This window comes from Halorussus sp. MSC15.2 (assembly GCF_010747475.1).
Taxonomy (GTDB): Archaea; Halobacteriota; Halobacteria; order Halobacteriales; family Haladaptataceae; genus Halorussus.
Genome location: NZ_VSLZ01000003.1, coordinates 261,575 through 288,316 on the forward strand (window position 1 = coordinate 261,575; position 26,742 = coordinate 288,316).

A 26,742-nucleotide genomic window follows, 5' to 3' on the forward strand; every position below is an offset into this window, starting at 1 on the left:
CAAGAGTCGAGATAGAGTATGGTAGACAAGGGAGACGACCCACCGGAAGAATCCGTCGAAGAAGAGCTTGAAGACGCCAGAGAGGCCCGCAGCGGGCGGCGAATCGATTTCTACGGCGGACCCGCCGCCAGCGCCATCCCAATCGCGCTGTTCATCGGGTGGGCCATCTTCCAGACCGGACTCCTGCGAATTAGCGACACGACGGGACTCGTCGCCGGGATGCTGGTTTCGCTCATCGTGGGGATGTTCTTCGCCAAGGGCGACTGGAAGAACTACGCCAACACCATCTTCGAGGGGATGACCCAGCGCGTGGCCGCGACGGCCATTGTGGCGTGGCTCTGGGCGGGCATGTTCGCCCAGACGATTCAGGATGGGCAGTTCGTCGGCGGTCTCGTGTGGGCCGCCGACGCGCTGTCGGTCGGTCCGGCGCTGTTCCCCGCGGTCACGTTCATCCTCGCGGCCCTGCTCGCGACGGGTATCGGGACGGGCTACGGGACCACCATCGCGTTCTCCGGCCTGTTCTTCCCCGCCGGCGTACTCGTGGGTGCGAACCCCGTCCTGCTGTTCGGGGCCATCCTGTCGGGCGCGGTGTTCGGCGACAACCTCGCGCCGGTCTCGGACACGACCATCGTGAGCGCAGTCACGCAGGACAGCGACATCGGCGGCGTGGTGGCCTCGCGGTTCAAGTACGCCCTCGTCGCCGCGAGCCTCGCGTTCGTCAGCTACCTCGTCGCGGGGTCGGTGATGCCCACGGTCAACGTCGCCGGCGCTGCTAACGTGCTGGGCGAACAGGCCAACCCGCTCGGCCTGATTCACCTCGTCTCCATCGGCGTCGTCATCTTCACCGCGGTTCGGGGCCGCCACATCGTGGAGGCCATCTCGTGGGGCATCATCGTCGCGGCTATCGCCAACGTCGCGTTCGACCTCGCGTCGGTCGCCGACATGATAGTGTTCCGCGCGCCCGAGAACGTCGCCGCGGCCGAGTCGCTCTCGTGGCTCCCCTTCCTGACGACGGTTCCGGCCGGGTCCGACCAAGTCGGCGTCGGCGGGAGCATCTACACGGGTGCCCAAGGGTTCTTCCCGCTCATCGTCCTCACGCTGCTCATCGTGGCCGGGGCGCGCATCATGATTCGAGGCGGCGGCTTCGCGGCGATTCAGGAGTTCCTCCTCGCACGCGTGGCCACGAACGTCCGGCGTGCCGAGACCACGATGGTGCTGGGCACGGCGTCGGTCAACGCGATGATAACCATCAACACCGCCGCGGAAATCGCCATCGCGCCGTACGTCGCTCGCATCGGCGAGCGGTTCAACATCAACGGCTACCGACGCGCGAACATCCTCGACGCCAACACCTCCGCGCTCGGCTACATCTTCCCGTGGGCGGGCGGCGTCCTCGTGGGTTACGTCCAGATTCAGTCGCTGGTCGGGTCCGAGAACTTCGAGTGGTTCACCCGCGAACTCGTGGTCAACCCCGCGGAGGTCTGGCCGTTCGTCTTCCACGGCTGGTTCCTGTTCGCGGTGTTCATCGTCTCGGCGCTGACCGGGTTCGGACTGGAGTACACCACCGACCGCGAGTCCGAGGAGGTGGCTCGCGTATGAGCCTCCGCGAGAAGTACCTCGCCGGGTGGGGCTTCCGGACGAACAAGCCCTCGTTCGAAGCGGGCGAGGAGATTTCGGCGTTCGTGACGGGCCACGACGGCGACGCGCCCGTGGTGCGCATCGGGGATACGATTCTCCGGGTCGAAGGCGCGCCCGGAGACGCGCTCGACACCCGCGTCAGACTCCGCGTGGACGAGTTCGACGACAACGACCACCACGGAACGGCGACGTATCTGGAGACGGTCGGCCAGTCGTCGTTCTGAGTCGGTCGCGGACGACCTTTTCCCGTACCGATTCGACAGACAGCGTAACTCTATTTCTCCGACCGCTGGCTCGCTAATCGTCCTCGCCGATTCGGAGGAACGCGAGCGCGCCGCCCAGTAGCGCGAGGTTCTTGAGGAAGTGAATCATCTGCTGTTGCTTCTGCTCCTCGTCGTCTATCGCCCAGAAGTCGTGCATGACCGGCGTGATGCTCAGGAAGAAAGTGGCGACCGCTCCGGCCGCGAGTCGCGGGAGCTTCCACGCCGCGATGCCGAGACCACCGAACAGCAGACTCCCGGTAACCGCCGGAACGGTCGTCTCGGCCATCGGCGCGCCTTTGCTCTCGGCGTACCCGACCGTCTCCTCCAGATTCCGGAAGTTGTCCACCGCCATGAACGCCAGCACGCCGCCGAACAGCAGGCGGGCGAGTTTGAACGACGTGGAACTGGTCTTCGGCGGAGTCTCTCCCTGCACGGCCTCCCTGGTCTCCTGCACGGTTTCTGCGACGCTCTCGGTCGAGTCGTCTCCGAGTAGAGCCATGGGCAAACGTAGCACGGCGAGCGACTTACGTCTGTTCGCCACGCTCGCCGCCCGATACGCCGACTTTCTGACCGCCTGTCACTTCGGCGCGGGAAGACGCTCCCTCTGTCACTCCGGCGCGGGAATCGGAAACCCGGCCAGCTCCGGATACAGCAGCTCTTTCGGGCGCTCGCGCCACCATCGCACTTCGGCGATTTCGCCCTCACGGGGGCGGACCTCGCCAGAGACGTACTCGCCGTCGAAGATAACGATGAGGCGGTGGACGGGCGGTCGGTCCGGTCGTGTGTTCCCTCGCTGTTCCGCCCCGTCGTCTGCGCGCTGATTCTCGATACTCCGAATCTCGATGCGGTGGGCCTGCCGAACCCCCGTAATCTCGGCTTCGACGCCGGTCTCCTCGCGGGTCTCTCGCCGGGCGGCGTCTTCGAGGGTCTCGCCCGGTTCCTGTTTCCCGCCGGGGTCGCTCCACGCCGACTCGTCCTCGTGGCGCACTAGCAGCACCCGGCCATCGTCGTCGGTGGTCCAGATGCCCGCCCCGCCGAGCGTCCCGGCCTCGAAGCGCTCGCGGACGCGGTCGTAGGCAGCGGGCGGATGCTTCCACGTCTTCTCGACCACCTCGACCGCGTCGTACTCGCGTCGGAGGCGGTCGAGCGCCGATTCGACCCTGCGGCGCGAACGCTCGGGTATCGTCACGACAGAGGCTTCGACCCCCGAGCAGAAGGAGACTTCGCTATCCGAGTTCGGCGCGCTCGAACCGCCAGTAGCCAACCAACAGCGGACCGACCACCCAGACCGCGAGGATTACCAGCATGAACTCCGGTTCGAGGTAGAACGGCGTCGAGGGGTCCGGAGCGGGGATGTCCCGGTAGCCCGGGGGAAACGCGAGTTCGAGCGACTGGAGGTAGGCGGTCGTCGGACTCAGACTCCGGACGAACGACTCGGTGTTCGACGAGAGCGCGACGCCCAGCGTGTCCTCGAACACGAACCGGAGCGCGCCCACGACGGAGAACGCCGACCCCTGAATCCAGAGGACGTTGAACACGAAGAAGTAGCCGATGGACCCGGCCATCGCCCGGGACCGGGAGGCCGTCAGCGCCGAGATGCCGACCGCGACCGAGACGTACGCCAGCGTGAAGTAGAGGGTCAGGCCGACCACGCGAGCGAACGTCGGGAGTTCGAGGTCGGGGTACCACACCGCCGACAGCACCGCGGCGACCCCGAACGCCAGCAGGATGGCTCCGGTGACCACGGCCGCCCGCGAGAGGTACTTGCCGAACACCACGTCCCTGCGCCGGTTGGGAATCGAGAGCAGGAACTTCATGCTCCCGGACTCGCGCTCGCCGGCGATGGAGAGGTAGGCCGCCACGAGCGCGACCAGCGGGATGAACAGCACCGCGAGTCCCGACATGTTCCAGAGCTGCAGGAGGACGCGCGGGTTCTCGCCCGTGCTCCCGGTGTAGAAGAACAGCACGGCGAACAGGGTGTAGATACCGCCGACGAACCAGAGTAACTTCGCCCGGCGAACGTCTTTGAAGTCCTTGCGGACCACGGCGCGGAGGCTCACGCCGCCACCTCCGGGGAGTCGTCGGTGTCGCCGTCGGTCGCGTCGCCGGGGTCGGCGTCGGTGTACCGGTTGAACAGGTCTTCGAGCGACGCCTCCGCGGACTGGATGTCGAGTATCGTCGCCGCCTCGTCGATGCGCTTGAGCACGTCTATCTTCGCACCGGGGTCCGAACAGACCGCGGTGACGGCGTTCCCGTCCGCGTTCCACCGTTCGACGCCCGCGAGCGCGGCGAGGTCGAGGTCCGCGGGCACGCGGTCCACCGTGGCCGTAATCTGACTGCTCCCGCCCGCGCCCTCTCGGAGACCGGCGATGGTGTCTTCGGCGACGAGTCGGCCGTCGCTCATGATGCCCACGCGGTCGCAGATGGCTTCGACCTGGGGCAGGATGTGACTGGAGAAGAAGACGGTCGTCCCGCGCTCGGCCTCCTCGCGGAGCAGGTCGCGCATCTCCTGAATCCCGTTCGGGTCGAGACCAGACGACGGTTCGTCCAGAATCAGGAGGTCGGGGTCGCCGACCAGCGCCATCCCGAGTGCGAGGCGCTGGCTCATCCCCTTGGAGTAGCCGCCCGCCCGGCGCTGGCGGTCGTCGCGGTCGAGTCCGACCCGGTCGAGAATCGCGTCCGGGTCGGCGTCGGCGTCCTTGGTCTCGGCGACCCACGCGACGTGCTCGCGGCCGGTCAGTCGGTCGTAGAGCGTCGCGCCCTCGGGGAGGACGCCGACGCGCTCGCGGATAGCTTGGGTCTCGCGCTGGGCGTCGTGGCCCAGCACCTCGGCCGACCCCTCAGTCGGTCGGATGAAGTCCAACAGCACGTTGATAGTCGTCGATTTGCCCGCCCCGTTGGGACCGAGGAAGCCGAAAATCTCCCCGGTCTCGACCGTGAGGTCGAGCGAATCGACGGCGAGGACGTCGTCACCGAATCGCTTCGTCAGGTCGTGAGTGTCGATTGCAGACATGAGTTGACTGTCGTAGTCGTGTGGTTCGTCACCTCTCGCCGCTCGGTTCTCGGCACTGCCGCGTCGCGGCGTCGAGCGCGTGACGACGCGTCGCTCGTCGGTGGCACGAGAGGACGATGGACCGCGATTGGGATAAACACCCCGACAGTTTGCAGAACCAGCAACCGCGCTCGCGTTTGAAGGACCATCTCGCTCGCAGGGCGACTGCCCGCTCAGACGTGTTCGTCGAGGAACGCGGCGACGCTGGTGTAGGCCTCGATGCGGTTCTCCAGTTTCGAGAAGCCGTGGCCCTCGTCGTCGAAGATGAGTTTCTCGACGGGGACGCCCTGCTCGGCGACGACGTCGGCTATCTGCTCGGCCTCGCCGACCGGAACGCGGGGGTCGTTCGCGCCGTGGAGGACCATCAGCGGTGCCGCGACGTTCTCGGCGTGGTTGCTCGGACTGATGGATTCGAGGAACTCGCGGTCGTCTTCGAGCGACCCGTACTCGGCCTCCCGGTGTTCGCGCCGCCAGTCGCCCGTGTTCTCGAGGAACGTCACGAAGTTGGCGATGCCCACGATGTCCACGCCCGCCGCCCAGAGGTCGGGGTACTCGGTCAGCGCCGCCAGCACCATAAACCCGCCGTAAGACCCGCCCATGGCGACGACTCGGTCGGGGTCGATTTCGGGCCTGTCGCGGAGCCACTGGACGCCCGCCTCGATGTCGGCGACCGAGTCCATCCGCTTCTCCACGTCGTCCAGATGGGTGTACGCCTTGCCGTACCCCGCCGACCCGCGGACGTTCGGTTCGAAGTAGGCGTAACCCCGGTTCAGGAAGTACTGCTTGACGGGGTGGAACGAGGGGCGGCGCTGGCTCTCGGGACCGCCGTGGATGTCCACGATGACGGGCGTCGCGCCGTCCGGAGTCTCGTGGGGGACCGAGAAGAAGGCCGGAATCTCCCTGCCGTCGAATGTCTCGTAACGGACCAGTTCGGGTTCGACGAACGAGGACTTCGGGAGTCCGGCGGTAGCGGCGTCGGTCCACCGCTCGGTCTCGCCGGTCTCGACGTCCACGACGTGGACGTTGGTGTTTCCGGTACTCGCGGTGACGGTGAGCGCGAACCGCTCTGCCTCGTCGTCGAACGACGGGCCGCCTGCCACGCAGGACGGCAGGTCCGGCGTCGGGAACTCGCGATACTCGGTCTCGCCCGTGAGTTCGCCGACCGTCAACTCGGTGTAGCCGTCCACGTTCCGCCCGAGGACGAACCGGCCCGTGTCCTCGTCCACGGTGGCACTATCGACGTTCCAGTCGCCGCCCTCCGCGACGGTTTCGACGGTACCGGTTTCGAGGTCGAGTCGAGCGAAGTACGTGGTGTCGGCCCCCTCGTCGGTGGTGAGATAGAGCGCGTCGCCGTCGGGACTCCAGTTGACCGACCCGTAGCGCACGTTGCCTTCGTGGGGCGTGAGGTGGTCGCAGTCCCCGGTCTCTACGTCGAGGACGTACAGGTCTTGGTCGAAACTGGAGTGGGATTCGAGGACGGCGAGCGACTCGTCGTCGGGACTCCACCCGACCGCCGAGAGCCAGCCGTCGCCCTCGTAGACCATCTCGGCGTCGTCGCCGCGCTCGTCGCGGCCCTGCACGTACACGTCGAACACCGATTCGTCGCGACGGTTCGAAGCGAACGCGAACCGCGACCCGTCGGAGTTCCACCCGCCCCAGTAGTGGATGGCGTCCGGCATGTCGGTCAGCGGCGTGATGGTCTCGCCGTCGCCGTCGAGGCGGAATAGCTGGGTGCGCTCGTCGCCGCCTTGGTCCATGCCGAATATCAGTTCGTCGCGCTCGGGCGACCACGACGCGAAACTGACGGCCTCCTCCTCGAAGGTGAGTTGCCGGGGCCACTCGCGGGGCGCGTCGAGTCGCCACACCTGCGGGACGCCCGTCGTGTCCATCAGGAACGACAGTCGCTCGCCGTCCGGGCCGAACGACGGCGTGTTCGCGCTCCGCACGTTGAGGTAGCGCTCGAAGTCGTACGTTTGCATGGGTCGTGGTTACGAACCGACCGACAAATCGCTTTGGACTCCGGCGGTCGGCGGCCCGCGGCCCGAGGACTGAGACCACACGCTGCCAACGCGTCAGTTCCCTATCTAACCGACTCCCCGCCCCGATTTTCCGGGGCGACTATCCGCCCCGGAAACACTCAGTTACGACGGTTCATCCGCCGATTAACAAAACCCGACTGCCACGAACGCCGACCGAGAGATGAAGCGGACTCGGAGACGGACTTCGTAGTCGCGTCGTTGCTCGTAGCGGTAACTGCACTCGGCGCTGGCGGGGCGGGTCTCGCTCTCTCGAACCCCGGCGACGCTCTCGCTCGCAGGACGATTCCATCGACGCCTCTGCCGGACGGGACGGGAGTCCGGCCGGAACCCTAGGCTTCCACGACGCCGACGCGACCGTCGTCGGGGCGGCCCCCGACGACCGCGCTGGCTTCGGCGCGGCGGGCGGCGACGTGAACGGCGACCGAGACGGACGACCAATCGACGGCCGAGACCATCGACGACGACCGAGCAGGGGACGACCGGGAACGACGAGTACGACAGAGACGACCGCAACCGAAAGCACGGCCACGACGACTGACGGAACCACCACGGAGGGGAGGACGAGCGAGGAACCACCACCGAAGCGGGGACGACCGAGACCACCACGCCGGTAGGTAGGACGGCGTGCGCGGCGACGCGAAGTGGAGCGACGCGAACGTGGAGGCGGGAGCGCCCGTCGCGGCTGACTCAGATACCGTTTTCGTCGCCCGCTCGGTGTGTATACGGGCGGATTCCGTCGGATTCGACGTTCGCCTGACCGACCGACGCACGACCGTCGGACGGGGACCGCTCGCTCCGACTGCTCGAAACAACCAATGGAACCGCGGTAACGGACGGTTCCCCGAGGGCCGGGTGTCCAGGGCACGTCGCGGTCGGCACGTCCGGAACTCCGGTCGGTGGCACGAACGGAGTTCTCGGCGGGTTGTCAGTCGGGGTTTCGGCAGCGGGTTCGAATTCGACGGTCGCCACGGAACGGGGAGTTTCTTCTGGCCCCGTCCGCACAACTTTCGGTTGAACAGTTGAACGATACCGGCGAGCGCGTAAACAGTCGAATCGGTTTATGCGCGTTTCTATCCTCCGTTTTCCGCAGTGATGGCCACCGAAAGTTCACGGACGTCCCGGGAGGAGGTCTTCGACGCCGTCAAGAACCTGCGCCGTCGCTACGTGCTCTACTATCTCCAGCGGTACGGGGGACCGGTCGAACTCGGCGAACTCGCCGAACAGGTCGCGGCGTGGGAGAACGACACGACGGTGTCGCAGGTATCGACCGGCCAGCGCAAGTCGGTGTACAGCGCGCTCCATCAGACCCACCTACCGAAGTTACAGTCGGCGGGCGTCCTCCGGTACGACCCCGACCGGAGTCTGGTCCACACGACCGACAAGGCCGCGAAACTCGACATGCAACTGGCCAGCGACCCGCAAACGTCGCTTCCGTGGCACCGCGTGTACCTCGGTCTCGCCGCGCTGAGTCTGGTCCTCTTGGCCTCGGTCTGGGTCGGGTTCTACCCCTTCTCGCTGCTCTCGGGGGTCGAGTACGCCCTGCTGGTCATCTCGGTGTTCGGCGCGACGGCGCTGTTCCACACGCACGACCTGCGACGCTGGCGGCGGCGCGCGGACAACGCCGCGCCGGACTTCATCCTCGAAGTCAACGACTGAGACGAGGGGTTCCCTCCTCGGAGTTCTCCGTTCTCGTCTGTAATCGTGGCCCTCAGAACGGCCCGAACACGCACCGTCACGGTCCCCGTCCTGCTCCGGTCTCGTCGGCCTCGTCCCGGAGGAGAGTCCTGCTCGCGTCGCTGAACGGACTCCGTTCGGTACCTCCAATCTACCGCGTCCCGCGGGTTTCGATACGTTTTCGAGTCAGCGTCGGGAACGAGCGTAGAACCAACGGAGCGGACCGCGAGACGAGAAAGGAGGGTTTTTAGTGGGGCGCTTCGTGGCGGTTCGTATGCGCGTCGCGTTCGTCTCGGAGACGGTGGCCCAACACCGCGAGACGGGGGTAACGCGACGAATCCGACGCACTGCCGAGGCACTCGCTGGCCGGGGTCACGACGTGTTCATCTGTTGTGCGCAGTGGTGGGACGGCGACCACGACTCGTTCGAGCAGGACGGCGTGACCTACCGGGCGGTCACCGCGAAGTCGCCCGGCGAGGGTCGGTTCGCCGTCTCGCTCCCGGCCGCACTCCGGGCCATCGACCCGGACGTAATTCAGGCCACCGCCGCCGACCCGACACACGTTCTCGCCGCGAAGGCCGCCAGTATCGTCCTCCGAGCGCCGCTCGTGGTGGACTGGTACGAGTCACCCGACGCGGGCGACGCCGACGACCCGCTGTGGCGACTCGCCGCCAGCCTCCCCGAACTCGTTCTCGCGCCCTCCGAGACCGTCAGGACCCGCGTCCGGGAACTCGGTGCGGACGGCGACGCGGTCTGGGTCGTCCCCAACGGTATCGACATCGACGCCATTCGGGCGGCCCAACCGCGCGACGTCGCCGACATCGTCTACTCCCGCCGCCTCGACGCCGACGCCAACTTGGAGAGCCTGTTGCTCGCGCTCGCCGAACTCCGGGACCACGACTGGTCGGCGTCGTCATCGGCGACGGTCCCGAGCGCGACGTGTACGAACGACAGGTCCGCGACCTGCGAATCGAGGACCGCGTCTCGTTCGCGGGCGACCAACCGCTCGAAAACCGACTGTCGGCGTTCAAGGGCGCGCAGGTCTACGTCCAGACCGCGCGCCGAGAGGCGTTTCCGACCGACCTGCTCCGGGCGCTGGCCTCCGGTAGTACGGGCGTCGTGGAGTACCACGTCGAGTCGAGCGCCCACGAACTGGTCGAACAGGAGAACCGCGCGTTCCGGACCACCAGCGAGCAGGAACTCACCGACGCCCTCGTCACGGCGAGCGAGATGGAACCGATGGAGTTCAACGAGAACTTCGCCGAGTACGACGAGGAGCAGGTGCTTGACAAGTACCTGACAGCCTACGACGAGGCCGAAGAGCGCATGAGCTGGGTCGAACCCGCGGCGCTGGCGGGCGGCGCGGTGGCGGTCGTGGCGCTGGTGGTGCTGTTGGTCGTGCTGTTGTGAAAACAGGACAATCGTCGCGTCAGGTAGCTACTCCTCGAATCGGTCCGGGTCGTCCGCGGCCTCCACCGCACGCACCGCCTCGACGTTCTCTTCGACGTCGTGGACGCGAACGATGTCGGCACCGCGCTCCGCCGCGATGGCGGTCCCGGCCACCGTCGCGGCGGTCCGGTCCTCCTCGGCACCGACCAGACCGAACATCGACTTGTGGGAGTGACCGACGAGGACGGGACACTCCAGCGCGTGGAACTCGTCGGTCCGGCCGAGCAACTCGAAGTTCTCCCGCATCGACTTGCCGAAGCCCAGACCGGGGTCCACGATTATCTGCTCGCGGTCGAGACCCGCCTTCTCGGCCAGCAGGACCTGCTCCTCCAGTTCGTCGATGACGTCCTCGACCACGTCGTCGTACTCCACGTCCCTGTCGGGGACGACCGGGGCGTCGATGCTGTGCATCACCACGAGGGGTGCGTCGTACTCGGCCGCCACGAAGCGCATCTCGGGGTCCTCTAATCCGGACACGTCGTTGAGTACGTCCGCGCCCGCTTCGAGGGCGGCCCGACCGACCGCGGCCTTCCGGGTGTCGATGGAGAGCATCGCGTCGAGGTCCGCGATGCGCTCGATTACCGGGACGACGCGCTCGATTTCCTCCTCGACCGAAATCTCGTCCGCGCCGGGTCGCGTGCTCTCGCCGCCAACGTCGATGATGTCCACGCCCGCCTCGACCATCTGCTCGGCGCGGGCCACCGCGTCCTCGACCGCCTCGTACCGGCCGCCGTCGTGGAAACTGTCGGGCGTGACGTTCAGGATGCCCATGACCGCGGTGGCGTCCTCCCACGGGTAGCCCCGGCGCTCGGTCTCGGTCCGGATGCCCAGCGCCTCCCGGAGTTCGTCGGCGAACACCGACAGGCCGTACGGTTGGTCGTCGAGTTTCGCCGCGAGGCGCTTGAACTGGGCCAACGTCCCCATCAGCACCACGTCCACGTTCTCCTCGTCCTGCTCGTTGACGCCCGAGACGGCGCACTCGCCGCCGAGGCTCAGCATCTCCTCCTTGAGGTAGCGGGCCTGCCGGACCTGCACGCGGGTCTTCAGCACCCGGTGGACGGCCTTGCCGCGCATCCGCCAGACGCCGGGGTCGGTCACGTCCGCGCCTTCCAGCGCGTCGCGGGCGTCGTCGAGATTCCGGATGCGCTTGGGAATCTCGGCGCGGGTCCACCGCGACCGGGCCTCCGCGACCGCGAACAGCGACCCCGCGACCAGCACGAGGTCGTCCTCGCTCGCGGCGTCCAGCGCGTTCTCCAGCGCGCCTTCGACGGAGTTGCGGGTCAGCACCTCGTCCGCGCCCGACTCCTCGAAGGCGCGGGCGACGACCGCCTCGTCTTCCGCCCGGTCGAGGTTCGGTTGACAGGCGACCACCCGGTCTGGGGTCGGGAGCGCCGCGGCCATCCCCCGGAGGTCCTTGTCGTGCATCGCGCCGAAGACGAGGTGGAACTCGTCGGTTTCGCCGTCGAACTCCGCCAGCGTCTCGGCCAGCGCCTCGCACGCGCCGGGGTTGTGCGCGCCGTCGAGGACGACGACGGGGTCCCGACCCATCACCTCGAACCGACCCGGCCAGTCGGCCTTCCGGAGACCGCGGGCCAGTTCGGTCTCGCTCAGGTCGGTGACCTGCCGGGCCAGCGCGGCCGCCACGCCCGCGTTCCGGGCCTGATACTCGCCAAGCAGAGGGATTTCGGTCTCGACGCTCCACTCGTCTCCGGTCAGCGAGACGGCGGCCTCGGTGTGGTTGGTCCGGCCGCCGTACTCGACGCGCACGTCCGCGTCGTTGGTCTCTCCCACGGTGCGGACCTCGCCCGCCTGCGCTCGCACGGCGTCGAGCGCCTCGCCGGTCGTCGCGGTCACCAGCGGCGCGTCGTCGGGCGCGACGTGGGCCTTGTCCCGGGCGATTTCCTCGATAGTTTCGCCGATGATGCCGGTGTGTTCGAGGGTGACGCTCGTGACCGCGCTGGCGACCGGGTCCACGACGCTGGTCGCGTCATACTTGCCGCCGATGCCGACTTCCAGCACCGCGACGTCCACGTGCTCGCGGCCGAAGTGCCAGAGCGCGAGTCCCGTCATCACCTCGAAGAAGGTCGGGGCCTCGCCGTCGGCCGCCCGGTCGGTGACGTACCCACGGACCGAATCGGCGTACGTCGCGACCGCGGACTTGGGAATCTTGCGGCCGTTCACCCGAACTCGCTCGCGCACGTCGTCGAAGTGCGGGGAGGTGTACAACCCCACGTCGAGACCCGCCTCCCGGAGCGCGCGCTCGGTCATCCGGGCCGTCGAACCCTTCCCGTTCGACCCGGCGACCTGCACGTACTCGACCCCCTCGTGAGGGTCGTCGAGGTGGGCGAGCAACTGCGCGGTCGATTCCGTGCCCGGTTTGGGGCGGAACCGACGCAGGTCGAACAGGAAGTTCGCCGCCTCGTGGTAGTCCATATCTGCGTGAACAAACGCGGCGCGCTTAGGAGTGTCGGAGTCGGAAGGCCGGGCGAACGACTGTGTATCACCGACCTGAAGGCATTTACCGGTGCGCCCGGTTGCCTCCGGATATGCGACGACGCCGCCTCCTCTCGTCCCTCTCTGCCCTCGGCGCAAGCCTCCCCATCGCCGGGTGCGTCGGGGCCGAGTCGCCCGGCACGCCGACTGCTGGAAGGACGACCGAAACCGAGACCACTCCTCCCGCGCCAGAGACGACGACCGCCTCGTCCGATGCGTCCGCTGACTCTGAAACGCTCGCACTCGGTGGGACCTTCGAGACGCCCGAGGGCGGGACCGTTACGGTCCACGACGTTCACGTCCAACGGACTGCCTACACTCAGTTCCCCCACGTGAGTCCTATAGCCTATTCTAGCAGGCAGTTCGTCGTCGTCGATGCGACGGTGTCCGACCACGAGTTGTTCCGGCAGTTCTCGGTGGCCGTCGACGGGCGACTCCTCGACGGAGCGGCCAGCGCACTGACTGGGCCGTTCTCGGAACCGGAGGGCGAACTGTTCGGCGTATCGGTTCCGGCACCCCTCGACGCCGAGCGCGCGGCGGTTGTCTGGTCTGCCGAGAAGGGTACGGCCGACGAGGAGTACGCGACCGCGCGCTGGCCGCTGTCGGCCGACCACCGCCGCGCGCTGGCGAACCCGCCGGAGTTCTCGGTCGAGGGGTTCGAGGTTCCGAGCGAGGTCGAGCGTGGGTCGTCGTTCACCGCAGAGTTGACCGTCGCCAACTCGGGAACGGGCGACGAGACCTTCTCCGCGGAACTCGGCGCGACGACCATCTCCGACACGCCCGAAATCCGGGTCGAAGTGCCCGCAGGCGAGACGGTTTCTACAGAACGAACGGTCGAACCGCATTATCCGGAGAACTACGAGGAGTTGACCGTGCAGTTGAACTGGGGCATCGAATCAATCGAGCAGACGGTCGCGGTAGTTTGAACGGACGAGCGAGAGACGACACTACAAGCCCATATTTATTTCCTTAAAGGATTCGAACGTTATTATGGCAACAGATTAGTTTCTTTGGGTCGGAGTGGAGACCCTGCCCGTCACCACTCGTACTCGCGTTCCCGTCCCTTCCCGTCGCGTCCGGTCCGCTCTCGCTCGCGTCGGGCGTGTTCGTCCTCGACGCCCTCCTCGTTCATCAACTCCTGCAGTCGGCGCTCGTACTCCAGTTCGGTTATCTCGCCATCGACGTACTCCTGCTTGAGCGCCTCGATGCGGTCCTCGGCCGTCGGTTCGAAGCGCTCGGACAACCCGAGGCGTCGGGCTTCCGACGAGTAGCGTTCGAGGAATCGGGCGAACCGCGCGAGGCGGTCGTTGCGGGGGATGGAGGCGCTCCGGACCGCCGCGACGGTAAGCCCCACCAGTAGGAAAAACGAGAGCATCCCCACCAGCGCCGACGCGACGAGATACGGCGCGACGGCTTCGAGGAGGACGAAGACGAGCGAGGTCCCTGCCGGGGGCGCGGCGAGCGCCGAGAGCGCGGCCACGAGTCCGAACCCGACGAGGCCGACGAGCGCGAACAGCGAGAGCAGAAACCCGGCGCCGAGCAGTTTGACTTTCGGGTCGTCTGAAAGTCCCATCACCCGGTCGTTGGTGGCGGCCGTACTTGAACTTCGTCCTCTCGCAGAGGACGGGCGCGTTCAGCGCCGCCGGGCGTCGCGGTACGCCGAGAGGTACTCCCACGCCTCCGGGCACCCGCCGCCGTCGGCGAACCCGTCGAGGTGGTCCCCGACTCGACGGTCGGACCGCGAGTCGCCGATTAGACGGTCGAACTTCCGACAGAGCGGGTCGTAGGGATACTCGTCACAGTAGGCCGCCACGCGGTCGCGGCGGTCGGTCGTCTCGGCGTGCCGGTCGATTTCGAGCGCCGCGAGGATGACCCGTCGTTCCTCCGGCGTGAGGTCCGCGATGCGGTCGCTGAGTTCGGCCACGGACGGGTCGTCGTCTGTCGGCGTCAGAACCAACACCCCCAGCAAATCGGGTTCGACGGTTGATAGTAGCAAATCGGCGGACACCGTCTACCGTCGCACTGCGGTAACCACGGCGCGAGTTCGCAGATGTCCCGCGGCGGGAATCTATCGTCGGGAATCCTGTCCGGAACACGCTCGGGTCGGTCCGGGATGGCTGGGAGACCGACTCCCTGCCCCGAGAACAGCCTATTGCGACTCGACATCGGCGTGCGCGCCTCGCCCCGAGCGAACGGCACGGGGTCCGGCCGAGGCCCGGGTCGCGGAATCGGGTCCGGAAACGGGAACGGGTCCGGAGTCGGCCAGTTGCCGCAGAACCACGGGTACAGCATGCAGAAATCCGGCCACGGCCACGGGTCGCTGGGGTCGGGGGTGTAGCCGTGTCGAGAGTCGAACCCCGGGAGGTCGCTCGCACGTCCAAGTCCACTCGCTCCCCCGAGTCCTTCCACGCTCGACGCTCCGGTCGTAGCCATCGTCGAGTCGAGACCCGCCATCGGTTCGAGACCGGTCGGTCCGCCCCCTTCGTCCTCCGAGAGCAGTCCCTGCTCCCGAAGACGGTCCACGAACTGTCCCCTCGCTCGCTGATACGCTTCGAGTCGCTGGCGCTGTTGTTCGCCCGTCACGATACGCTGACAAATCGGGTCCTCGGGATGTTCCCGGCAGTAGTCCGACCACGGACCCTCCGGGTATCCGGGCATCAGTCCCTCCTCGCGGAGATTGTCGATGTACTCCCCTCGCGCGTCGAGGTACGACGATAGCTGGTCGCCTCTGACGGACTCCAACAGGTCGGCCCGGTCCGCCGACGAGAGTTGCTGAATTCGCTGGCTCAGTTCGTCTATCGAAGTGTCGTTCTCTGAGGTGTCGTCCCCTGCCATGAGTCCCCCTTGCACGGGGCCACTGGTCCGGTACCCCACCGAAGATTTTGAACCCCGTGACTACCGTAATCAATCGTTCTCGGAGCTATTCGTTATTTGCCTCGTCTCATGTACTATCGACTACCTAGGTAAACAGAACGGTCGTGTTGAAAACTCGTAATGAGCGTTTCGGCCGGACGCCGAATAGGGTCGATGACCAGCAACCGGTACCGGGACCGTCCGCAGAAACGAACGGTGACGGAATCGGGACCTGCAGTTCTGCCGGAAATACCGGAGGACACACCACGCTCTCCGACTGTTAAACGACTCCTTCCGAAACGGTCCGTCGTGCCGGAAGCACCGTCAGAAACGAGTTCTGTCGAGTTTCAGACGACTCCTTCGCTCCGCTCAGTCGTGTCTGAAACACCGACTGCCGGTGAACACCATCGTCATGTCGTGTTCGTCGGCGGCCTCGATTACGTCGTCGTCGTTGACGGACCCGCCGGGTTGGATGACCGCCTCGATGCCCGCTTCGGCCGCGGCCTCGATGGCGTCCGGGAAGGGGAAGAAGGCGTCGCTGGCCATGACCGCGCCCTCGGCGGATTTGCCCTCGGCGTCCTTCTCGGCCTTCATCTTCGCGATTTCGACCGCATCGACGCGGGAGACCTGCCCCGCGCCGACGCCGACCGTCTCGGTGCCGTCGGCGAACAGGATGGCGTTGGACTTGACGTGCTTGATGGTCTGCCACGCGAACAGCAGACTCTCGTACTGGTCATCGGTCGGTTCTCTCTCGGTGACGACCTCCAACTCCTCGCGTGTCGGCGCTTGCAGGTCGCGCTCCTGCACGAGGTGGCCGCCGACGAGGTCCTTCTCGGTCGTGGTCTCCGTGATTTCGCCGAAGTCCGCTTCGTCACCGACATCCAGCACGCGCAGGTTGTCCTTCTCGAAGAGCGCGTCGAGGGCATCGTCGGTGTAGCCGGGAGCGACGACGACTTCCTTGAACGAGTCGATAATCCGCTCGGCAGTGGTCTCGTCGCATTCTCGGTTGAGCGCGACGATGCCGCCGAACGCGCTCTTGGCGTCCGTAGTGAGCGCCCGGTCGTAGGCCTCGGCGAGCGAGTCCGCGGTGGCGCATCCGGCGGGGTTGGTGTGCTTGATGACCGCGGCGGCGGGCCGGTCGAACTCCTTGACCAGATTCAGCGCGGCGTCGGCGTCGTTGTAGTTGTTGTACCCCATCCCCTTCGCGCCCTCGTTGAGTTGGGGCGCGTCTACGACGCTGGCCTCCTCGCAGGTGGCGTCGCCGTAGAGCGCGGCGTCCTGATGCGGGTTCTCCCCGTACCGGAGGTCGGCCTCGCGGTCGGCGGTCTCGACGCGCCGGGCCGGGAACTGTCCGGCCTCGTCGCCCTCGACGCGGACCGAACCGGTCTCGGCATCGACCGTCAGTCTGTCCTCGGCGAACCACCGGACTGCGCGGGGGTAGGCCTTGAACTCGCCCTCGTAGAGGACGCGCTCTTTCAGGTCGCTCTCGTCGTCGCCCTCGTACACCGGAATCGGTTCCTGCGTGACGACGGGACCGGCGTCCACCTCGTCTTCGACCACGGTTCCGTCCTCGTCGGTGGCGTCGGTGACGACGTGGACCGTGCAACCCGTGGTCTTCACGTCGGCGTCGAGGACCTGCGCGTGGGCGTCCGTGCCGGGGAACGACGGCAGGAGCGAGGGGTGGACGTTCAGCGTCAGCGGCGTCTCGTCGAGGAACGCGTCCGAGAGGATGCGCATGTAGCCGTCGAGGCAGACGAGGTCGAAGTCGTAGTCCGCGAGTGCCGCGACGACGCGCTCCTCGTGGTCGCGGCGAGTCTCGTCCTCCTCGCGCGGGACGACTTCGGTGGGAATCCCGCGCTTCTCCGCCGCGTCCAGCACCGGCGCGTCCGCGTCGTTGGTCAGGACCACGTCGATTTCGGCTCCGCCGGGCGACCGGTCGGCGAGGTGCATCAGGTTCCGTCCGCGGTTACTGGCGAGTCCAGCGATGCGTGTCATGTTCGAAGCCGCGCCGTCTCCGCGGAAATGTATTGCGATTGCGTCCGAGTCGATATCCACGAACGAGCATACTTTCGGCCCCTATCGACACTCTAGTCGCAGTAGTATGCACGACTGTGACGACTTCGACCGACACGCTTTTGCCGCCCGACGGGGCAGATTCTCACATGAATCCCCTCTACGCCGTGTCGCCGCTGGACGGCCGGTACGCCGGGCGGACCGAACCCCTGCGCGAGTACGCGAGCGAGGCCGCGTTGATGCGCGCTCGCGTTCGGGTCGAGGTGGAGTATCTGGTCGCGCTGGCCGACCTCGACGCGACGCCGCTGCAACTGGACGCCGCGGACCGGGACCACCTCCGGAACCTCTACGAGGAGTTCGAAGAGGACGACGCCGAACTCGTCAAGCGAATCGAGACCGAGGGGTACGGCGACTACGCGGCGACTAACCACGACGTGAAGGCCGTCGAGTACTTCGTCCGCGAGAACCTGCCCGAGGGCGCGCAGGACGCCTCCTCGTGGATTCACTTCGCGCTGACCAGCGAGGACGTGAACAACCTCGCCTACCGACTGCTGGTGAAGGGGACCGTCGAAGACGTTCTCCTGCCGCAACTCCGCGAGATTCGGGACTCGCTCGGGGACCTCGCGCGCGAACACGCCGACGTGCCCATGCTCGCGCGGACTCACGGCCAACCCGCGACTCCCACGACGTTCGGCAAGGAGATGGCCGTCTTCGCCTCACGACTCGGCCGGGCAATCGGTCGCGCGAAGGACGCCCGCGACGGACTGCAGGGCAAGTTGGCGGGCGCGTCGGGCACCTACGCCGCCCACGTCGCGGCCTACCCCGACGTAGACTGGCCCGAGTTCGCCCGCGAGTTCGTCGCGGGACTCGGACTGGAGCAGGCCCCGGTGACCACGCAGGTCAACCCCTGCGACGACCTCGCGGAACTGTTCGACGCGCTCCGGGGCGCGAACAACGTCCTGCTCGACTTGGACCGCGACGCGTGGCGCTACGTCAGCGACCGCTACCTCGGGCAGGTCGCTGCCGAGGGCGAGACGGGGTCCTCGACCATGCCTCACAAGGTCAACCCCATCGACTTCGAGAACAGCGAGGGCAACCTCTCGAAGGCCAACTCGGACCTCGTCTTCCTCGGCGACTACGTCACCAGTTCCCGCCTCCAGCGCGACCTCTCGGACTCGACGGTCAAGCGCAACATCGGCGGAGCGTTCGCCTACTGCCTGCTCGGGTATCTCAAGTTGCGAGACGGACTCGACAAGGTCGTCCCCAACGAGCAGGTCATGCGCGAGGCCCTCAAAGCGACCCCCGAAATCATCGGCGAGGCGGTCCAGACCATCCTCCGGCGCGAGGGCCACGACGACGCCTACGAGCGCGTCAAGGACCTGACCCGCGGTCGGCGCGTGACGCTGGCGGACTTCCGGGACCTCTTCGAGGAGTTGGACGTGGACGAGGACACCCGCGAGGAACTGCTGGACCTGACGCCCGCGGGATACACCGGCGTCGCCAGCGGGATGGTCGAGTCGCTGGACGACGAGTAGCCGAGAGCGGCGGTAGCTACCGCCGACGGTCCCATCGACGAAAACGATATATAACCAGAGATACATTCCCGGGGCATGAGCGATACCCTCCACTTCGGTCTCTTCTTCCTCGGTATCTTCCTGTTGACCGGCGCACTCGTCGTCGGCGTCGGGGCCTTGGAGTACGAGGTCCAGTCGCAGGGGACCACGGCGGCGATTCCCGAAGACGCCGAGTCGGTCGTCTCCTACGACGACCTGTCCGAGCGCGACCGGCAGACGGTAGACCGGGTTCTCGACGGTGAGCGCTCGTGGTCCGGAACCCGAGCGACCTGCCGGGTCCGCGTAAGACGAGGGGGAAACTAGTGGTGGAGCGCGGGGACGACCTCTATCTCGTCACCCGACGACTGTTTTTCAACTGGCGGACCGTGTTCGGGGCGAGCGCGGTAGCGATGGTGGTGGCCGGAGTCGCCGTCGTCAGCGAGGCCGTCCGCCGCCACCACTTCCCGCACCGCACGGTGTTCTGGACTACGCGGTGAGTGTGCGAGACGAACCGGTTCGATTCCGCCGTCTTCAGTAATCATCTCGACGTGGAACACCGATTCGGACGTAGCGGTGACGGGAGAAGAGAGGACGAACGAAGTCCGGCCGCAGAGATGCCGATAGATGGTCCCGAAAGTCGATGGTCGGTACCTCCGAAGACGACAACGAGCGGGACGGCGACGACTCAGGAACAGATGTCGGCAAGCGCCGCTTCGACGGCCTCGCCGGCGCGTTCGACCTCCGTGAGGCGGACGTACTCGCGGGGCGCGTGGGCCACCGCGCCCTCGTCGTCGGCCAGCGACCCCGGCCCGAACACGACCGTCGGCGCGACCTGCGCGAAGTACGACGCCTCGGTCGCGGCACCGAACGGCCGGACCGCGCCGCCGCTGGCCTCCCTGAGCGCCCGGACGACGGGGTCGTCTTCGGGCGTCTCGAACGCCGCCAGAAACGGGGTGTCGCGCTCGGCCAGCGCCACTTCGACGCCAACCTCTGCCGGGGCGCGCTCCCGGAGGTGTTCGGCCAGCGCCGCCCGGAACCCCTCGGCGGTCTCCGGCGGGACGCTCCGGCGGTCCACGACGAACGAACACTCCGCGGGCACCTGATTCGTCGCGGTGCCGCCCTCGATTGTCGTCGGCGTCAGCGTCGGCGCACCCAACTGCTCACTGGGGTCGGGGGTGTCCTCGCGTTCGCCGAAGTCGTCGAGCGCTGCCAGTAGGTCGCCCGCCGCGCGGACCGCGTTGACGCCGGACTGCGGTTCGGCGGCGTGGGCGTTCGCACCCCGGACGGTGACGGTCGCCTGAAATCGGCCCTTGGCGGCGTTGCACACGTCGAGTTCCGTGGGTTCGCCCACGACGACGGCGTCGGGGACCGGGTCGAAGTCGAGCGCGGCCGCACCTGTCGAGTTCGTCTCCTCGTCTGGCGTGACCGCGAGAGTCACGCGACCGCGCTCGGGGGCAGGCCCGAGGAACGCCGCGAGCAGCGCCGCCAGCGGTCCCTTCGCGTCGCAGGACCCCCGGCCGCGGACGACGTCGCCTCCGCCGTCAGCGCCGCTGACCCGCTCGAACTCGACGTGGGGCGGCACGGTGTCGATGTGCGTGTTGAGGACGACGTGCGGTCCCTCGCGGCCGGTATCCCGGACCGCCACGGTGTTCCCGGCGTCGTCTACCTCGACCGCGCAGTCGGCGTCCGCGGATTCGAGCGTCTCCACCAGCAGGTCGCGCATCTCGGTCACGTCCTCGTGGGAGGGCGTCTGCACCGCCGCTTCGAGGAACTCGACGGGGTCGAAGCTCATGCTTCCGAGACGCGCCGGGGTTCCGGCGTCGAGGCGACCTCCCCCTCGAACTCGCGCTCGGTCGGACCCGTGAGCGTCGCCCGTCCGTTCCGGAAGCCGACTTCGAGTTCGCCGCCCGGCGGGAAGACCGACACGGGGTCCTCGTCGGTCCGTCCGAGTCGTCGGGCCGCGACGCCGATGGCGACCGCGCCCGTCCCGCAGGACCGGGTCTCGCCTTCGACGCCGCGCTCGAAGGTCCGCTGGTCGAACCCGCCGTCCGCGCGCTCGGCGGCGAACGTCACGTTCGCGCCCTCGGGGAAGACGTCGGCGTGGCGAATCGCGGGCGCGACCGCGTCGAGGTCCACGTCGTCCACGTCCTCGACGAACGCGACGGCGTGGGGGACGCCGGTGTTGACCGCGGTGAGTTCGATGTCTTCGGGGGCCTCGGCCACGTCGGCGTCGATGAGCGGGTCCTCGCGGTCGGACGCGAGCGGTACGTCTTCGGGCGCGAACGAGGGTTCGCCCATCTCGATGGTCACTTCGTCGCCGCGAATCTCGGCCCGGCGGGTCCCCGCCTGCGTGTCGAGCATGATGGCGTCCGCGCCGGTCCGCTCGGCGGCCCACTTGGCCGCGCACCGCGCGCCGTTGCCGCACATCGCCGCGGTCGAACCGTCGGGTTGGACCAGCGTCATCACCACGCGGGGCGGCGAGAACTGGGGTTCGAGCGCCAGAAACAGTGTCCCGTCGGCACCGACGGACTCGTCCGTCGAGTCGTCCGCGACGCTCACGCCGTCGCGTCTGTCGCACACCTTCCGGGCGAACGCCGCCCGGTCGGGGACGTACTCGTCCGCGTCTACTACTACGAAATCGTTACCAGTGCCGTGAAACTTCTCGTACTCGATGCTCATGCTTGGTCCTCCGGTTCGACCGCCGTCACGTCCGCAATCGTCTCGCGCCGTCGCGCCATTCGGACGTCGTCGCCGTCGAGGACGACGGACGCCGGGCGCGGGCGGGAGTTGTACTGGTTCGCCATCTCGTAGCCGTAGGCCCCCGAGTTGCCTATCGCGAGCAGGTCGCCGCGTTCGGGGTCCGCCAGCCAGTGGTCGCCGAGGGTGTCGGCGCTCTCGCAGACCGGACCGGCGACCGTCACCTCGCGGTCCGGGCGGCTCTCGGCGTCGGCCGCGCAGTTGCGCATCTCGTGGCGGGCGTCGTAGAGCGCGGGGCGAGCGAGGGTGGTCATCCCCGCGCCGACGCCGACCACGACGCCGTCGCCCGCCTCCTTGACCGTGTTGACCGCGGTCAACAGGACGCCGGCGTCCGCCACGAGATACCGGCCGGGTTCGACCGCGAGGGTCGCGTCAACCTCGCCCAGCGCCTCGCGGGTCGCGCCCGCCACGGCGGCGAGGTCGAGGGGGTCCTCGTCGGGGCGGTAGGGGACGCCGAACCCGCCGCCGACGTCCACGAACTCCAGTTCGACGCCCCGGTCCTCGACCTCTCGCGCGAGGTCGCCCATGCGCGAGACCAGTTCCCGGTGGGCCGAGAGGTCCTCGCCAGAGATACCGCTTCCGGCGTGGGCGTGGAGACCGACCACCTCGAAGTCGGTTGCGGCCGATTCGACCGTGTCGGCCGCGCGGTCGTACGGGACGCCGAACTTGGCGTCCGCGCCGGTCGCCACCTTCTCGTGGTGGCCCGCGCCGACGCCGGGGTTGACTCGCAGACAGATTCGGCCGTCGTACCCCCGCTCGGCGAGTCTGTCGAGGGTGTCGGCTGCGCCCGCGGTAATCGTCAGTCCGGGGTGGTCGTCGGCGAGTCGGACCGCCACGTCGAGGTCGCGGTCAGGCGGGTTGACCGCGGTGTAGTGGACGCGCGACCCCGCGACGCCCGCGTCGAGGACTCTCGCGAGTTCGCCCGCGGACGCGCACTCGATGCCCGCGCCCTCGTCGGCGAGCGCTCGCAGGACCGGCCGGGCGGTGTTGGCCTTCGCGGCGTAGTACACCTCGGCCTCCGGGAAGGCGTCGTCCATCCGTCGGTAGTTCTGCCGGACGCGGTCCAAATCGAGGACGTAGAGGGGCGTCCCGTGGTCGTCGGCCAACTCCCGGAGGCGCTCGGCCGACCAGTCGGCGAGTCGTCGGACCGCCGGGTTCCGGACCGCGTTCATTCCCGCAGGGCCTCCTCGCGCTCGACGCCTTCGAGGGTCGTCTCCTCGACGTCCATCGCCACGACCGCGGGCTTGTACGCCCCGCCCTCGAACAGGTCGTGGTCGCCGACCGACGACTCCACGAACCGGGTGAACGCCCGGCGCTCGGGCGGGAGGTGACCGTAGACGACCTCCTCCTCGACGAGGTCGTAGACCGGGATGCGAGGCGTGAGCAGGGTGTTCTCCGCGACCACGCTGTTCTCGCCCACGACGAATCCCGAGGTGACTCGACAGCCAGCGCCGAGCGACGCGCCGTCCTCCACGACGACGGGCGCGTCCTCGACCGGTTCCAGCACGCCGCCGATGAGGGTGTTCGCACCCAGCTTCACGTCCGAGCCGATTTGCGCGCACGACCCCACGGTGTCACAGGAGTCCACGAGGGTACCGTCGCCGACGTGCGCGCCGATATTGACGAAGCTCGGACTCATCATGATGCAGTCCGACCCGAGGTACGCGCCGCGTCGAATCACGGTCCCGTCGGGGGTGTTGCGGGTGCCCCGGCCGGGCAGGTCGTCGGTCTCGCGCAGGGGCAACACGTCGTGGTAGGTCACGTCGCCGTACTCCCGGCCCTCGATGCCGCGCAGGCCGAAGTTGAGCAGGATGCCCCGCTTGACCCACTCGTTGGACTCCCACTGGCCGTTACCGGACTGCGTCCGGTCGCTCGCCGAGCCTCGCTCGGCGGTGCCGCGCTTCTCGGCGGCCCGGACCTCGCCGGTTTCGAGCGCGTCGAGGAACGCTTCGAGGACGGCGTATTCCTCCTCGCCCGCGTCGGCCGCGGTGAGGTCGCCGTCGTCGTATCGATGCCACAGGTCGTCTACCTCAGTTTCCAGACTCATGCGTCTCCCTCCACTACGTCGGCAAAATCGTACCAGCCGGGTTCTCGTTCGGCAAGCCAGACCGCCGCGTCGAGCGCCCCCTCGGCGAAGACGCCCCGGTCCTCCGCTCGGTGGGTGAGGCGGACCTCCTCGTGGTTACCCGCGAGCAGGACCTCGTGTTCGCCCGTAATCGTCCCGGCGCGCCGGGCGTGGACGCCGATGTCGCCCGCCTCGCGGGGGGCCTCGCCCTCGCGCCCGTGGACGCGCTGGGTTCGCGGCTCGGTTCCCTCGCCGCTCGGGTCCGAGGCGCTCTGCGCCTCGCGCGTCTCTTCGATTCGCTCCAGAATCGTCTTCGCGGTGCCGCTCGGCGCGTCGCGCTTCCGGTTGTGGTGGGTCTCGGTGACCTCCACGTCGTAGCCCGGCAGGTCCGCGACCGCGGACTCGACTGCCGAGAGCAGCGCCTGCACGCCCCGACCGAAGTTCGACGCCTTCAGCACGGGCGCGTACTCCGCGAGTTCACGGAGCGCCGCCTCGCCCTCGTCGTCGAACCCGGTGGTGCCGACCACGCTGGCGACACCGGCCTCGGCGGCGACCGCGACGTAGTTCTGACTGCTCGCAGGGCCGGTGAAGTCCACGATTACGTCCGGGTCGCGCTCGGCCACCAGTCGGTCGAACTCGCGGGCGGGTTCGACCGAGACCTCGCCGACGGACTCTTCGTCCGCGGGGTCGCGGTTGACGGCGAAGGCGACGCTCACGTCCTTGCGGGCGCTGGCGGCGTCGAGGACCGCCCTCCCCATCTGGCCGGTCGCGCCCGTCACTGCGACTGCTACGCTCATGGTCGTCTCTGCGGTCCGGTCGGTCGTCGCTCGCTTCCCGCCGGTCGTCGCTCGGTCTCGGTCATGGCTGTACCTCAGTCGGTTCTCCCTCTAACTCTCCGAGGATACCCGCAAGTTCTGCGCGGTGGTCCTCCGAGAGGCGGGACAGCGGCGAGCGCAGGTGCGCCGGGCCGTAGTCCCGAATCTCCATGGCCTCCTTGACCGGGATGGGGTTGGTCTCCTCGAACAGCGCGCGGACGAGGGGCGCGAGTTCCTCGTGGACCTCGCGGGCCTCGGCGAAGTCGCCCGACAGGGCGGCCTCGACCAGCGCCACGGTGCGCTCGGGTTCGACGTTCGCGGACACGCTGATGGTGCCGGTCGCGCCGAGCGAGAGCATCGGGAGCGTGAGGAAGTCGTCGCCCGATAGCACCGAGAACTCCTCGTCGCGGGTGCGCTCTATCACGTCGCCGATTCGGTTCAGGTCGCCGCTGGCGGCCTTGTAACCGACGATGTTCTCGTGTCGCGCGAGCGATTCCGCGGTCTCGACCGCGATGTTGCGGCCCGTGCGCGAGGGGACGTTGTAGAGTATCTGTGGGAGGTCCACCTCGTCGGCGATAGTGCGGTAGTGGCGCTCCATCCCCTCGGGTTCGGGCTTGTTGTAGTACGGCGAGATGAGCAACAGCGCGTCCGCCCCGGCGTCGGCCGAGCGCCGGGAGAGTTCGAGGGCCTCGCGGGTGTTGTTACTCCCGGCCCCTGCGATGACGGGCACGTCCACGGCGTCGGTGACCGCCTCGACCACCTCGACGTGTTCGTCGTGGCTCAGGGTCGCGCTCTCGCCGGTCGAACCGACCGCGAGGAGACCGTCCACCCCGGCGTCCGCGAGGCGCTGGGCGTCTGCTCGGAGCTGGTCGAAGTCGATACTGTCGTCGGATTCGAAGGGGGTCGTCATCGCGGGGTAGACCCCACTGAAGGGTTCGTCGGTGCGTGTCATGTTGCGTTATGTTCGGGACTGGTGGGCGCGCGGTGCAAAACGAGGACGGCCAACGACGGGTCGCCACGCCGCCGAGGACCTGTTAGTAACCGGGTTTTGTGCGTTTCAGCCCCGAAAAACCGACCGACCCACCGCTGGCCGAGCGAACGCGAACGGCCGCGGCGGGGTCGGAGTGCATATGCGTGACACTCACCTCCGGGGACTTAACCTTTTGGCCGTGGGCGATATCTGCTATCCGTGTCCCTAGCTAACCGACTTCAGTCATCGAATTTCTACACTTCTAAATCGCAGGTATCCGACGAATAGCGGAACGACGAGCCAGAGGAAGAGCATTCCGAAGCCGAACATGTACTCCGGAGAGTCGACCAGATACACCCAGACCTGAGTCGTGGATTTGGACCGGAGCAGTTCCGATAGTAGGGCGCGACTGTACTGATAGCTCCTCACCGGATTGAGACGCTGAACGTAGAGGTACCAAGTTGGCCCCTGCGCCGTCGCAATCGGTCGGAGTCCGCTCGTTGAGACCGTTCCTGTGAACAAATACGCTGCAATCGGTAGGACATGATGTTGCCAGAAGAAGTGCGTCACTGCGTACAATCCGAATACTATCGCAACCGCCCGAAATCGGGACATGACCATTGCCGAGATTCCGACTGCGATTCCAGTCCATACCAGCCCGTAGATTAACAACAGAATCGCGTGGACGAAGAGTTCGAACGCCGCAACTCCGCCGTACAACGCTATGGACTCTGCGACTAAAATGGTAATTGTCGTCACGACTACGACGGTGAGAACGGCTGACCGCCCCAGAAACTTACCAATCAGCACTTCGTGATGAGTCGTGGGTAAACCGAGCAGAAAACGGATACTCCCGGACTCACGTTCCCCGACGACCGCTTTGTATCCCGTTAGAAGTCCAACGACGGGCAGAAAGCGATATAGATGTAACGGAATGTTCTCGGCTACGACGCCTAACGATGCTGGCGAAGCGGGACCCACGTACATGTTTAGCGTGGACGAGGTCCCCATCAAAATCAACGCGACAACGGTTCCCCACAGCATCCGTGAACGGATTGCTGAGGTGAGTTCTTTTCTTACGATAGTGGCTATCCGTGCTCGCATACAC

At 67.4% G+C, this 26,742-nt stretch carries 25 protein-coding genes and 1 pseudogene; 8 read left to right on the forward strand and 18 right to left on the reverse strand.

Annotation, left to right across the window (positions count from 1 at the left end):
* The first annotated feature begins 18 nt into the window (after nucleotides 1-18).
* Entirely contained in the window at nucleotides 19-1,599 is a 1,581-nt protein-coding gene (locus FXF75_RS12620; RefSeq protein ID WP_163522235.1) for a Na+/H+ antiporter NhaC family protein, read from the forward strand.
* Nucleotides 1,596-1,862 carry a hypothetical protein gene (locus tag FXF75_RS12625; protein WP_163522236.1) on the forward strand — a complete coding sequence of 89 codons (267 nt, stop codon included), beginning with the start codon at nucleotides 1,596-1,598 and terminating at the stop codon, nucleotides 1,860-1,862. The genes FXF75_RS12620 and FXF75_RS12625 overlap by 4 nt, the downstream gene beginning before the upstream one ends.
* Nucleotides 1,863-1,935: 73 nt before the next feature.
* Here FXF75_RS12625 and FXF75_RS12630 read toward each other — a convergent pair whose 3' ends face one another.
* From FXF75_RS12630 to FXF75_RS23120, 6 genes are all read right to left on the reverse strand, one after another.
* A complete protein-coding gene (locus FXF75_RS12630; protein ID WP_163522237.1) occupies nucleotides 1,936-2,400 on the reverse strand; it encodes a DoxX family protein in 465 nt (154 codons plus the stop codon).
* Nucleotides 2,401-2,508: 108 nt separating this feature from the next.
* Nucleotides 2,509-3,090 carry an NUDIX domain-containing protein gene (locus FXF75_RS12635; RefSeq protein ID WP_163522238.1) on the reverse strand — a complete coding sequence of 194 codons (582 nt, stop codon included), beginning with the start codon at nucleotides 3,088-3,090 and terminating at the stop codon, nucleotides 2,509-2,511.
* 37 nt (nucleotides 3,091-3,127) lie between these two features.
* A complete protein-coding gene (locus FXF75_RS12640; RefSeq protein WP_163522239.1) occupies nucleotides 3,128-3,961 on the reverse strand; it encodes an ABC transporter permease subunit in 834 nt (277 codons plus the stop codon).
* On the reverse strand, nucleotides 3,958-4,914 hold the full coding sequence (locus FXF75_RS12645; RefSeq protein ID WP_163522240.1) for an ABC transporter ATP-binding protein: 957 nt from the start codon (nucleotides 4,912-4,914) through the stop codon (nucleotides 3,958-3,960). The genes FXF75_RS12640 and FXF75_RS12645 overlap by 4 nt, the downstream gene beginning before the upstream one ends.
* 212 nt (nucleotides 4,915-5,126) lie before the next feature.
* Nucleotides 5,127-6,932, reverse strand: a complete 1,806-nt coding sequence (locus FXF75_RS12650; protein ID WP_163522241.1) for a S9 family peptidase — start codon at nucleotides 6,930-6,932, stop codon at nucleotides 5,127-5,129.
* A gap of 389 nt (nucleotides 6,933-7,321) precedes the next feature.
* Nucleotides 7,322-7,447: a hypothetical protein gene (locus FXF75_RS23120; protein WP_275897411.1), complete on the reverse strand. Its 126-nt coding sequence runs from the start codon at nucleotides 7,445-7,447 to the stop codon at nucleotides 7,322-7,324.
* 637 nt (nucleotides 7,448-8,084) lie between these two features.
* Between FXF75_RS23120 and FXF75_RS12655 the strand changes: the two genes are divergently transcribed.
* Together FXF75_RS12655 and FXF75_RS23495 are read left to right on the forward strand one after the other, a co-directional pair.
* Nucleotides 8,085-8,648, forward strand: a complete 564-nt coding sequence (locus FXF75_RS12655; RefSeq protein WP_163522242.1) for a hypothetical protein — start codon at nucleotides 8,085-8,087, stop codon at nucleotides 8,646-8,648.
* Between the two features lie 292 nt (nucleotides 8,649-8,940).
* Nucleotides 8,941-9,977: pseudogene (locus tag FXF75_RS23495) on the forward strand (glycosyltransferase); the annotation flags it as partial.
* Between the two features lie 126 nt (nucleotides 9,978-10,103).
* On the opposite strand, the gene folP reads toward FXF75_RS23495, so the two are convergent.
* The gene (folP, locus tag FXF75_RS12665) at nucleotides 10,104-12,548 is read right to left on the reverse strand and encodes a dihydropteroate synthase (RefSeq protein ID WP_163522243.1); all 2,445 of its coding nucleotides are present in this window, start codon (nucleotides 12,546-12,548) and stop codon (nucleotides 10,104-10,106) included.
* Between the two features lie 113 nt (nucleotides 12,549-12,661).
* Here folP and FXF75_RS12670 point away from each other — a divergent pair, with 113 nt between their 5' ends.
* Nucleotides 12,662-13,534, forward strand: a complete 873-nt coding sequence (locus FXF75_RS12670; RefSeq protein WP_163522244.1) for a hypothetical protein — start codon at nucleotides 12,662-12,664, stop codon at nucleotides 13,532-13,534.
* Between the two features lie 110 nt (nucleotides 13,535-13,644).
* Here FXF75_RS12670 and FXF75_RS12675 read toward each other — a convergent pair whose 3' ends face one another.
* From FXF75_RS12675 to purH, 4 genes are all read right to left on the reverse strand, one after another.
* On the reverse strand, nucleotides 13,645-14,181 hold the full coding sequence (locus FXF75_RS12675) for an SHOCT domain-containing protein (protein WP_163522245.1): 537 nt from the start codon (nucleotides 14,179-14,181) through the stop codon (nucleotides 13,645-13,647).
* 60 nt (nucleotides 14,182-14,241) lie between these two features.
* Complete coding sequence (locus FXF75_RS12680) at nucleotides 14,242-14,532, reverse strand: hypothetical protein (RefSeq protein WP_163521993.1); 291 nt, start codon at nucleotides 14,530-14,532, stop codon at nucleotides 14,242-14,244.
* Nucleotides 14,533-14,555: 23 nt separating this feature from the next.
* Nucleotides 14,556-15,458 carry a hypothetical protein gene (locus tag FXF75_RS12685; RefSeq protein ID WP_163522246.1) on the reverse strand — a complete coding sequence of 301 codons (903 nt, stop codon included), beginning with the start codon at nucleotides 15,456-15,458 and terminating at the stop codon, nucleotides 14,556-14,558.
* 372 nt (nucleotides 15,459-15,830) lie between these two features.
* Nucleotides 15,831-17,456, reverse strand: coding sequence for a bifunctional phosphoribosylaminoimidazolecarboxamide formyltransferase/IMP cyclohydrolase (gene purH, locus FXF75_RS12690; RefSeq protein WP_163522247.1), 1,626 nt, complete (start codon nucleotides 17,454-17,456; stop codon nucleotides 15,831-15,833).
* 167 nt (nucleotides 17,457-17,623) lie between these two features.
* Between purH and purB the strand changes: the two genes are divergently transcribed.
* The 3 genes from purB to FXF75_RS12705 all read left to right on the forward strand — a co-directional run bounded on the left by purB (nucleotide 17,624) and on the right by FXF75_RS12705 (nucleotide 19,524).
* Nucleotides 17,624-19,009: an adenylosuccinate lyase gene (purB, locus tag FXF75_RS12695; protein WP_163522248.1), complete on the forward strand. Its 1,386-nt coding sequence runs from the start codon at nucleotides 17,624-17,626 to the stop codon at nucleotides 19,007-19,009.
* A gap of 75 nt (nucleotides 19,010-19,084) precedes the next feature.
* The gene (locus tag FXF75_RS12700) at nucleotides 19,085-19,351 is read left to right on the forward strand and encodes a hypothetical protein (RefSeq protein ID WP_163522249.1); all 267 of its coding nucleotides are present in this window, start codon (nucleotides 19,085-19,087) and stop codon (nucleotides 19,349-19,351) included.
* Complete coding sequence (locus FXF75_RS12705) at nucleotides 19,351-19,524, forward strand: hypothetical protein (RefSeq protein ID WP_163522250.1); 174 nt, start codon at nucleotides 19,351-19,353, stop codon at nucleotides 19,522-19,524. The genes FXF75_RS12700 and FXF75_RS12705 overlap by 1 nt, the downstream gene beginning before the upstream one ends.
* A gap of 188 nt (nucleotides 19,525-19,712) precedes the next feature.
* Here the strand turns inward: FXF75_RS12705 and FXF75_RS12710 are convergent, their stop codons facing one another.
* From FXF75_RS12710 to FXF75_RS12740, 7 genes are all read right to left on the reverse strand, one after another.
* Nucleotides 19,713-20,819 carry a M20/M25/M40 family metallo-hydrolase gene (locus FXF75_RS12710; protein WP_163522251.1) on the reverse strand — a complete coding sequence of 369 codons (1,107 nt, stop codon included), beginning with the start codon at nucleotides 20,817-20,819 and terminating at the stop codon, nucleotides 19,713-19,715.
* Entirely contained in the window at nucleotides 20,816-21,706 is an 891-nt protein-coding gene (gene dapF, locus FXF75_RS12715) for a diaminopimelate epimerase (protein ID WP_163522252.1), read from the reverse strand. Before dapF ends, FXF75_RS12710 begins: the two co-directional genes overlap by 4 nt.
* The gene (gene lysA / locus FXF75_RS12720; RefSeq protein WP_163522253.1) at nucleotides 21,703-22,956 is read right to left on the reverse strand and encodes a diaminopimelate decarboxylase; all 1,254 of its coding nucleotides are present in this window, start codon (nucleotides 22,954-22,956) and stop codon (nucleotides 21,703-21,705) included. Before lysA ends, dapF begins: the two co-directional genes overlap by 4 nt.
* Nucleotides 22,953-23,831 (reverse strand): 2,3,4,5-tetrahydropyridine-2,6-dicarboxylate N-succinyltransferase, encoded by an 879-nt coding sequence (locus tag FXF75_RS12725; protein WP_163522254.1) that lies wholly within the window; start codon nucleotides 23,829-23,831, stop codon nucleotides 22,953-22,955. The genes lysA and FXF75_RS12725 overlap by 4 nt, the downstream gene beginning before the upstream one ends.
* Nucleotides 23,828-24,646: a 4-hydroxy-tetrahydrodipicolinate reductase gene (gene dapB, locus FXF75_RS12730; protein ID WP_163522255.1), complete on the reverse strand. Its 819-nt coding sequence runs from the start codon at nucleotides 24,644-24,646 to the stop codon at nucleotides 23,828-23,830. Before dapB ends, FXF75_RS12725 begins: the two co-directional genes overlap by 4 nt.
* Nucleotides 24,647-24,707: 61 nt before the next feature.
* Complete coding sequence (dapA, locus tag FXF75_RS12735; protein WP_163522256.1) at nucleotides 24,708-25,616, reverse strand: 4-hydroxy-tetrahydrodipicolinate synthase; 909 nt, start codon at nucleotides 25,614-25,616, stop codon at nucleotides 24,708-24,710.
* A gap of 261 nt (nucleotides 25,617-25,877) precedes the next feature.
* Nucleotides 25,878-26,738, reverse strand: coding sequence for an ABC transporter permease subunit (locus FXF75_RS12740; RefSeq protein WP_163522257.1), 861 nt, complete (start codon nucleotides 26,736-26,738; stop codon nucleotides 25,878-25,880).
* Nucleotides 26,739-26,742: the final 4 nt, after the last annotated feature.

Excerpts from the sequence above, each read along its gene's own strand:
- lysA (WP_163522253.1), bottom strand. The coding sequence starts at position 22,956 with ATGAACGCGGTCCGGAACCCGGCGGTCCGACGACTCGCCGACTGGTCG.
- FXF75_RS12655 (WP_163522242.1), top strand. The coding sequence starts at position 8,085 with ATGGCCACCGAAAGTTCACGGACGTCCCGGGAGGAGGTCTTCGACGCC.
- FXF75_RS12700 (WP_163522249.1), top strand. The coding sequence starts at position 19,085 with ATGAGCGATACCCTCCACTTCGGTCTCTTCTTCCTCGGTATCTTCCTG.
- FXF75_RS12620 (WP_163522235.1), top strand. The coding sequence starts at position 19 with ATGGTAGACAAGGGAGACGACCCACCGGAAGAATCCGTCGAAGAAGAG.
- FXF75_RS12625 (WP_163522236.1), top strand. The coding sequence starts at position 1,596 with ATGAGCCTCCGCGAGAAGTACCTCGCCGGGTGGGGCTTCCGGACGAAC.
- folP (WP_163522243.1), bottom strand. The coding sequence starts at position 12,548 with ATGGACTACCACGAGGCGGCGAACTTCCTGTTCGACCTGCGTCGGTTC.
- FXF75_RS12650 (WP_163522241.1), bottom strand. The coding sequence starts at position 6,932 with ATGCAAACGTACGACTTCGAGCGCTACCTCAACGTGCGGAGCGCGAAC.
- dapF (WP_163522252.1), bottom strand. The coding sequence starts at position 21,706 with ATGAGCATCGAGTACGAGAAGTTTCACGGCACTGGTAACGATTTCGTA.
- FXF75_RS12675 (WP_163522245.1), bottom strand. The coding sequence starts at position 14,181 with ATGGGACTTTCAGACGACCCGAAAGTCAAACTGCTCGGCGCCGGGTTT.
- FXF75_RS12630 (WP_163522237.1), bottom strand. The coding sequence starts at position 2,400 with ATGGCTCTACTCGGAGACGACTCGACCGAGAGCGTCGCAGAAACCGTG.
- FXF75_RS12710 (WP_163522251.1), bottom strand. The coding sequence starts at position 20,819 with ATGAGCTTCGACCCCGTCGAGTTCCTCGAAGCGGCGGTGCAGACGCCC.
- dapB (WP_163522255.1), bottom strand. The coding sequence starts at position 24,646 with ATGAGCGTAGCAGTCGCAGTGACGGGCGCGACCGGCCAGATGGGGAGG.
- FXF75_RS12725 (WP_163522254.1), bottom strand. The coding sequence starts at position 23,831 with ATGAGTCTGGAAACTGAGGTAGACGACCTGTGGCATCGATACGACGAC.
- dapA (WP_163522256.1), bottom strand. The coding sequence starts at position 25,616 with ATGACACGCACCGACGAACCCTTCAGTGGGGTCTACCCCGCGATGACG.
- FXF75_RS23120 (WP_275897411.1), bottom strand. The coding sequence starts at position 7,447 with ATGGTCTCGGCCGTCGATTGGTCGTCCGTCTCGGTCGCCGTTCACGTC.
- FXF75_RS12740 (WP_163522257.1), bottom strand. The coding sequence starts at position 26,738 with ATGCGAGCACGGATAGCCACTATCGTAAGAAAAGAACTCACCTCAGCA.
- purB (WP_163522248.1), top strand. The coding sequence starts at position 17,624 with ATGAATCCCCTCTACGCCGTGTCGCCGCTGGACGGCCGGTACGCCGGG.
- FXF75_RS12670 (WP_163522244.1), top strand. The coding sequence starts at position 12,662 with ATGCGACGACGCCGCCTCCTCTCGTCCCTCTCTGCCCTCGGCGCAAGC.
- purH (WP_163522247.1), bottom strand. The coding sequence starts at position 17,456 with ATGACACGCATCGCTGGACTCGCCAGTAACCGCGGACGGAACCTGATG.
- FXF75_RS12645 (WP_163522240.1), bottom strand. The coding sequence starts at position 4,914 with ATGTCTGCAATCGACACTCACGACCTGACGAAGCGATTCGGTGACGAC.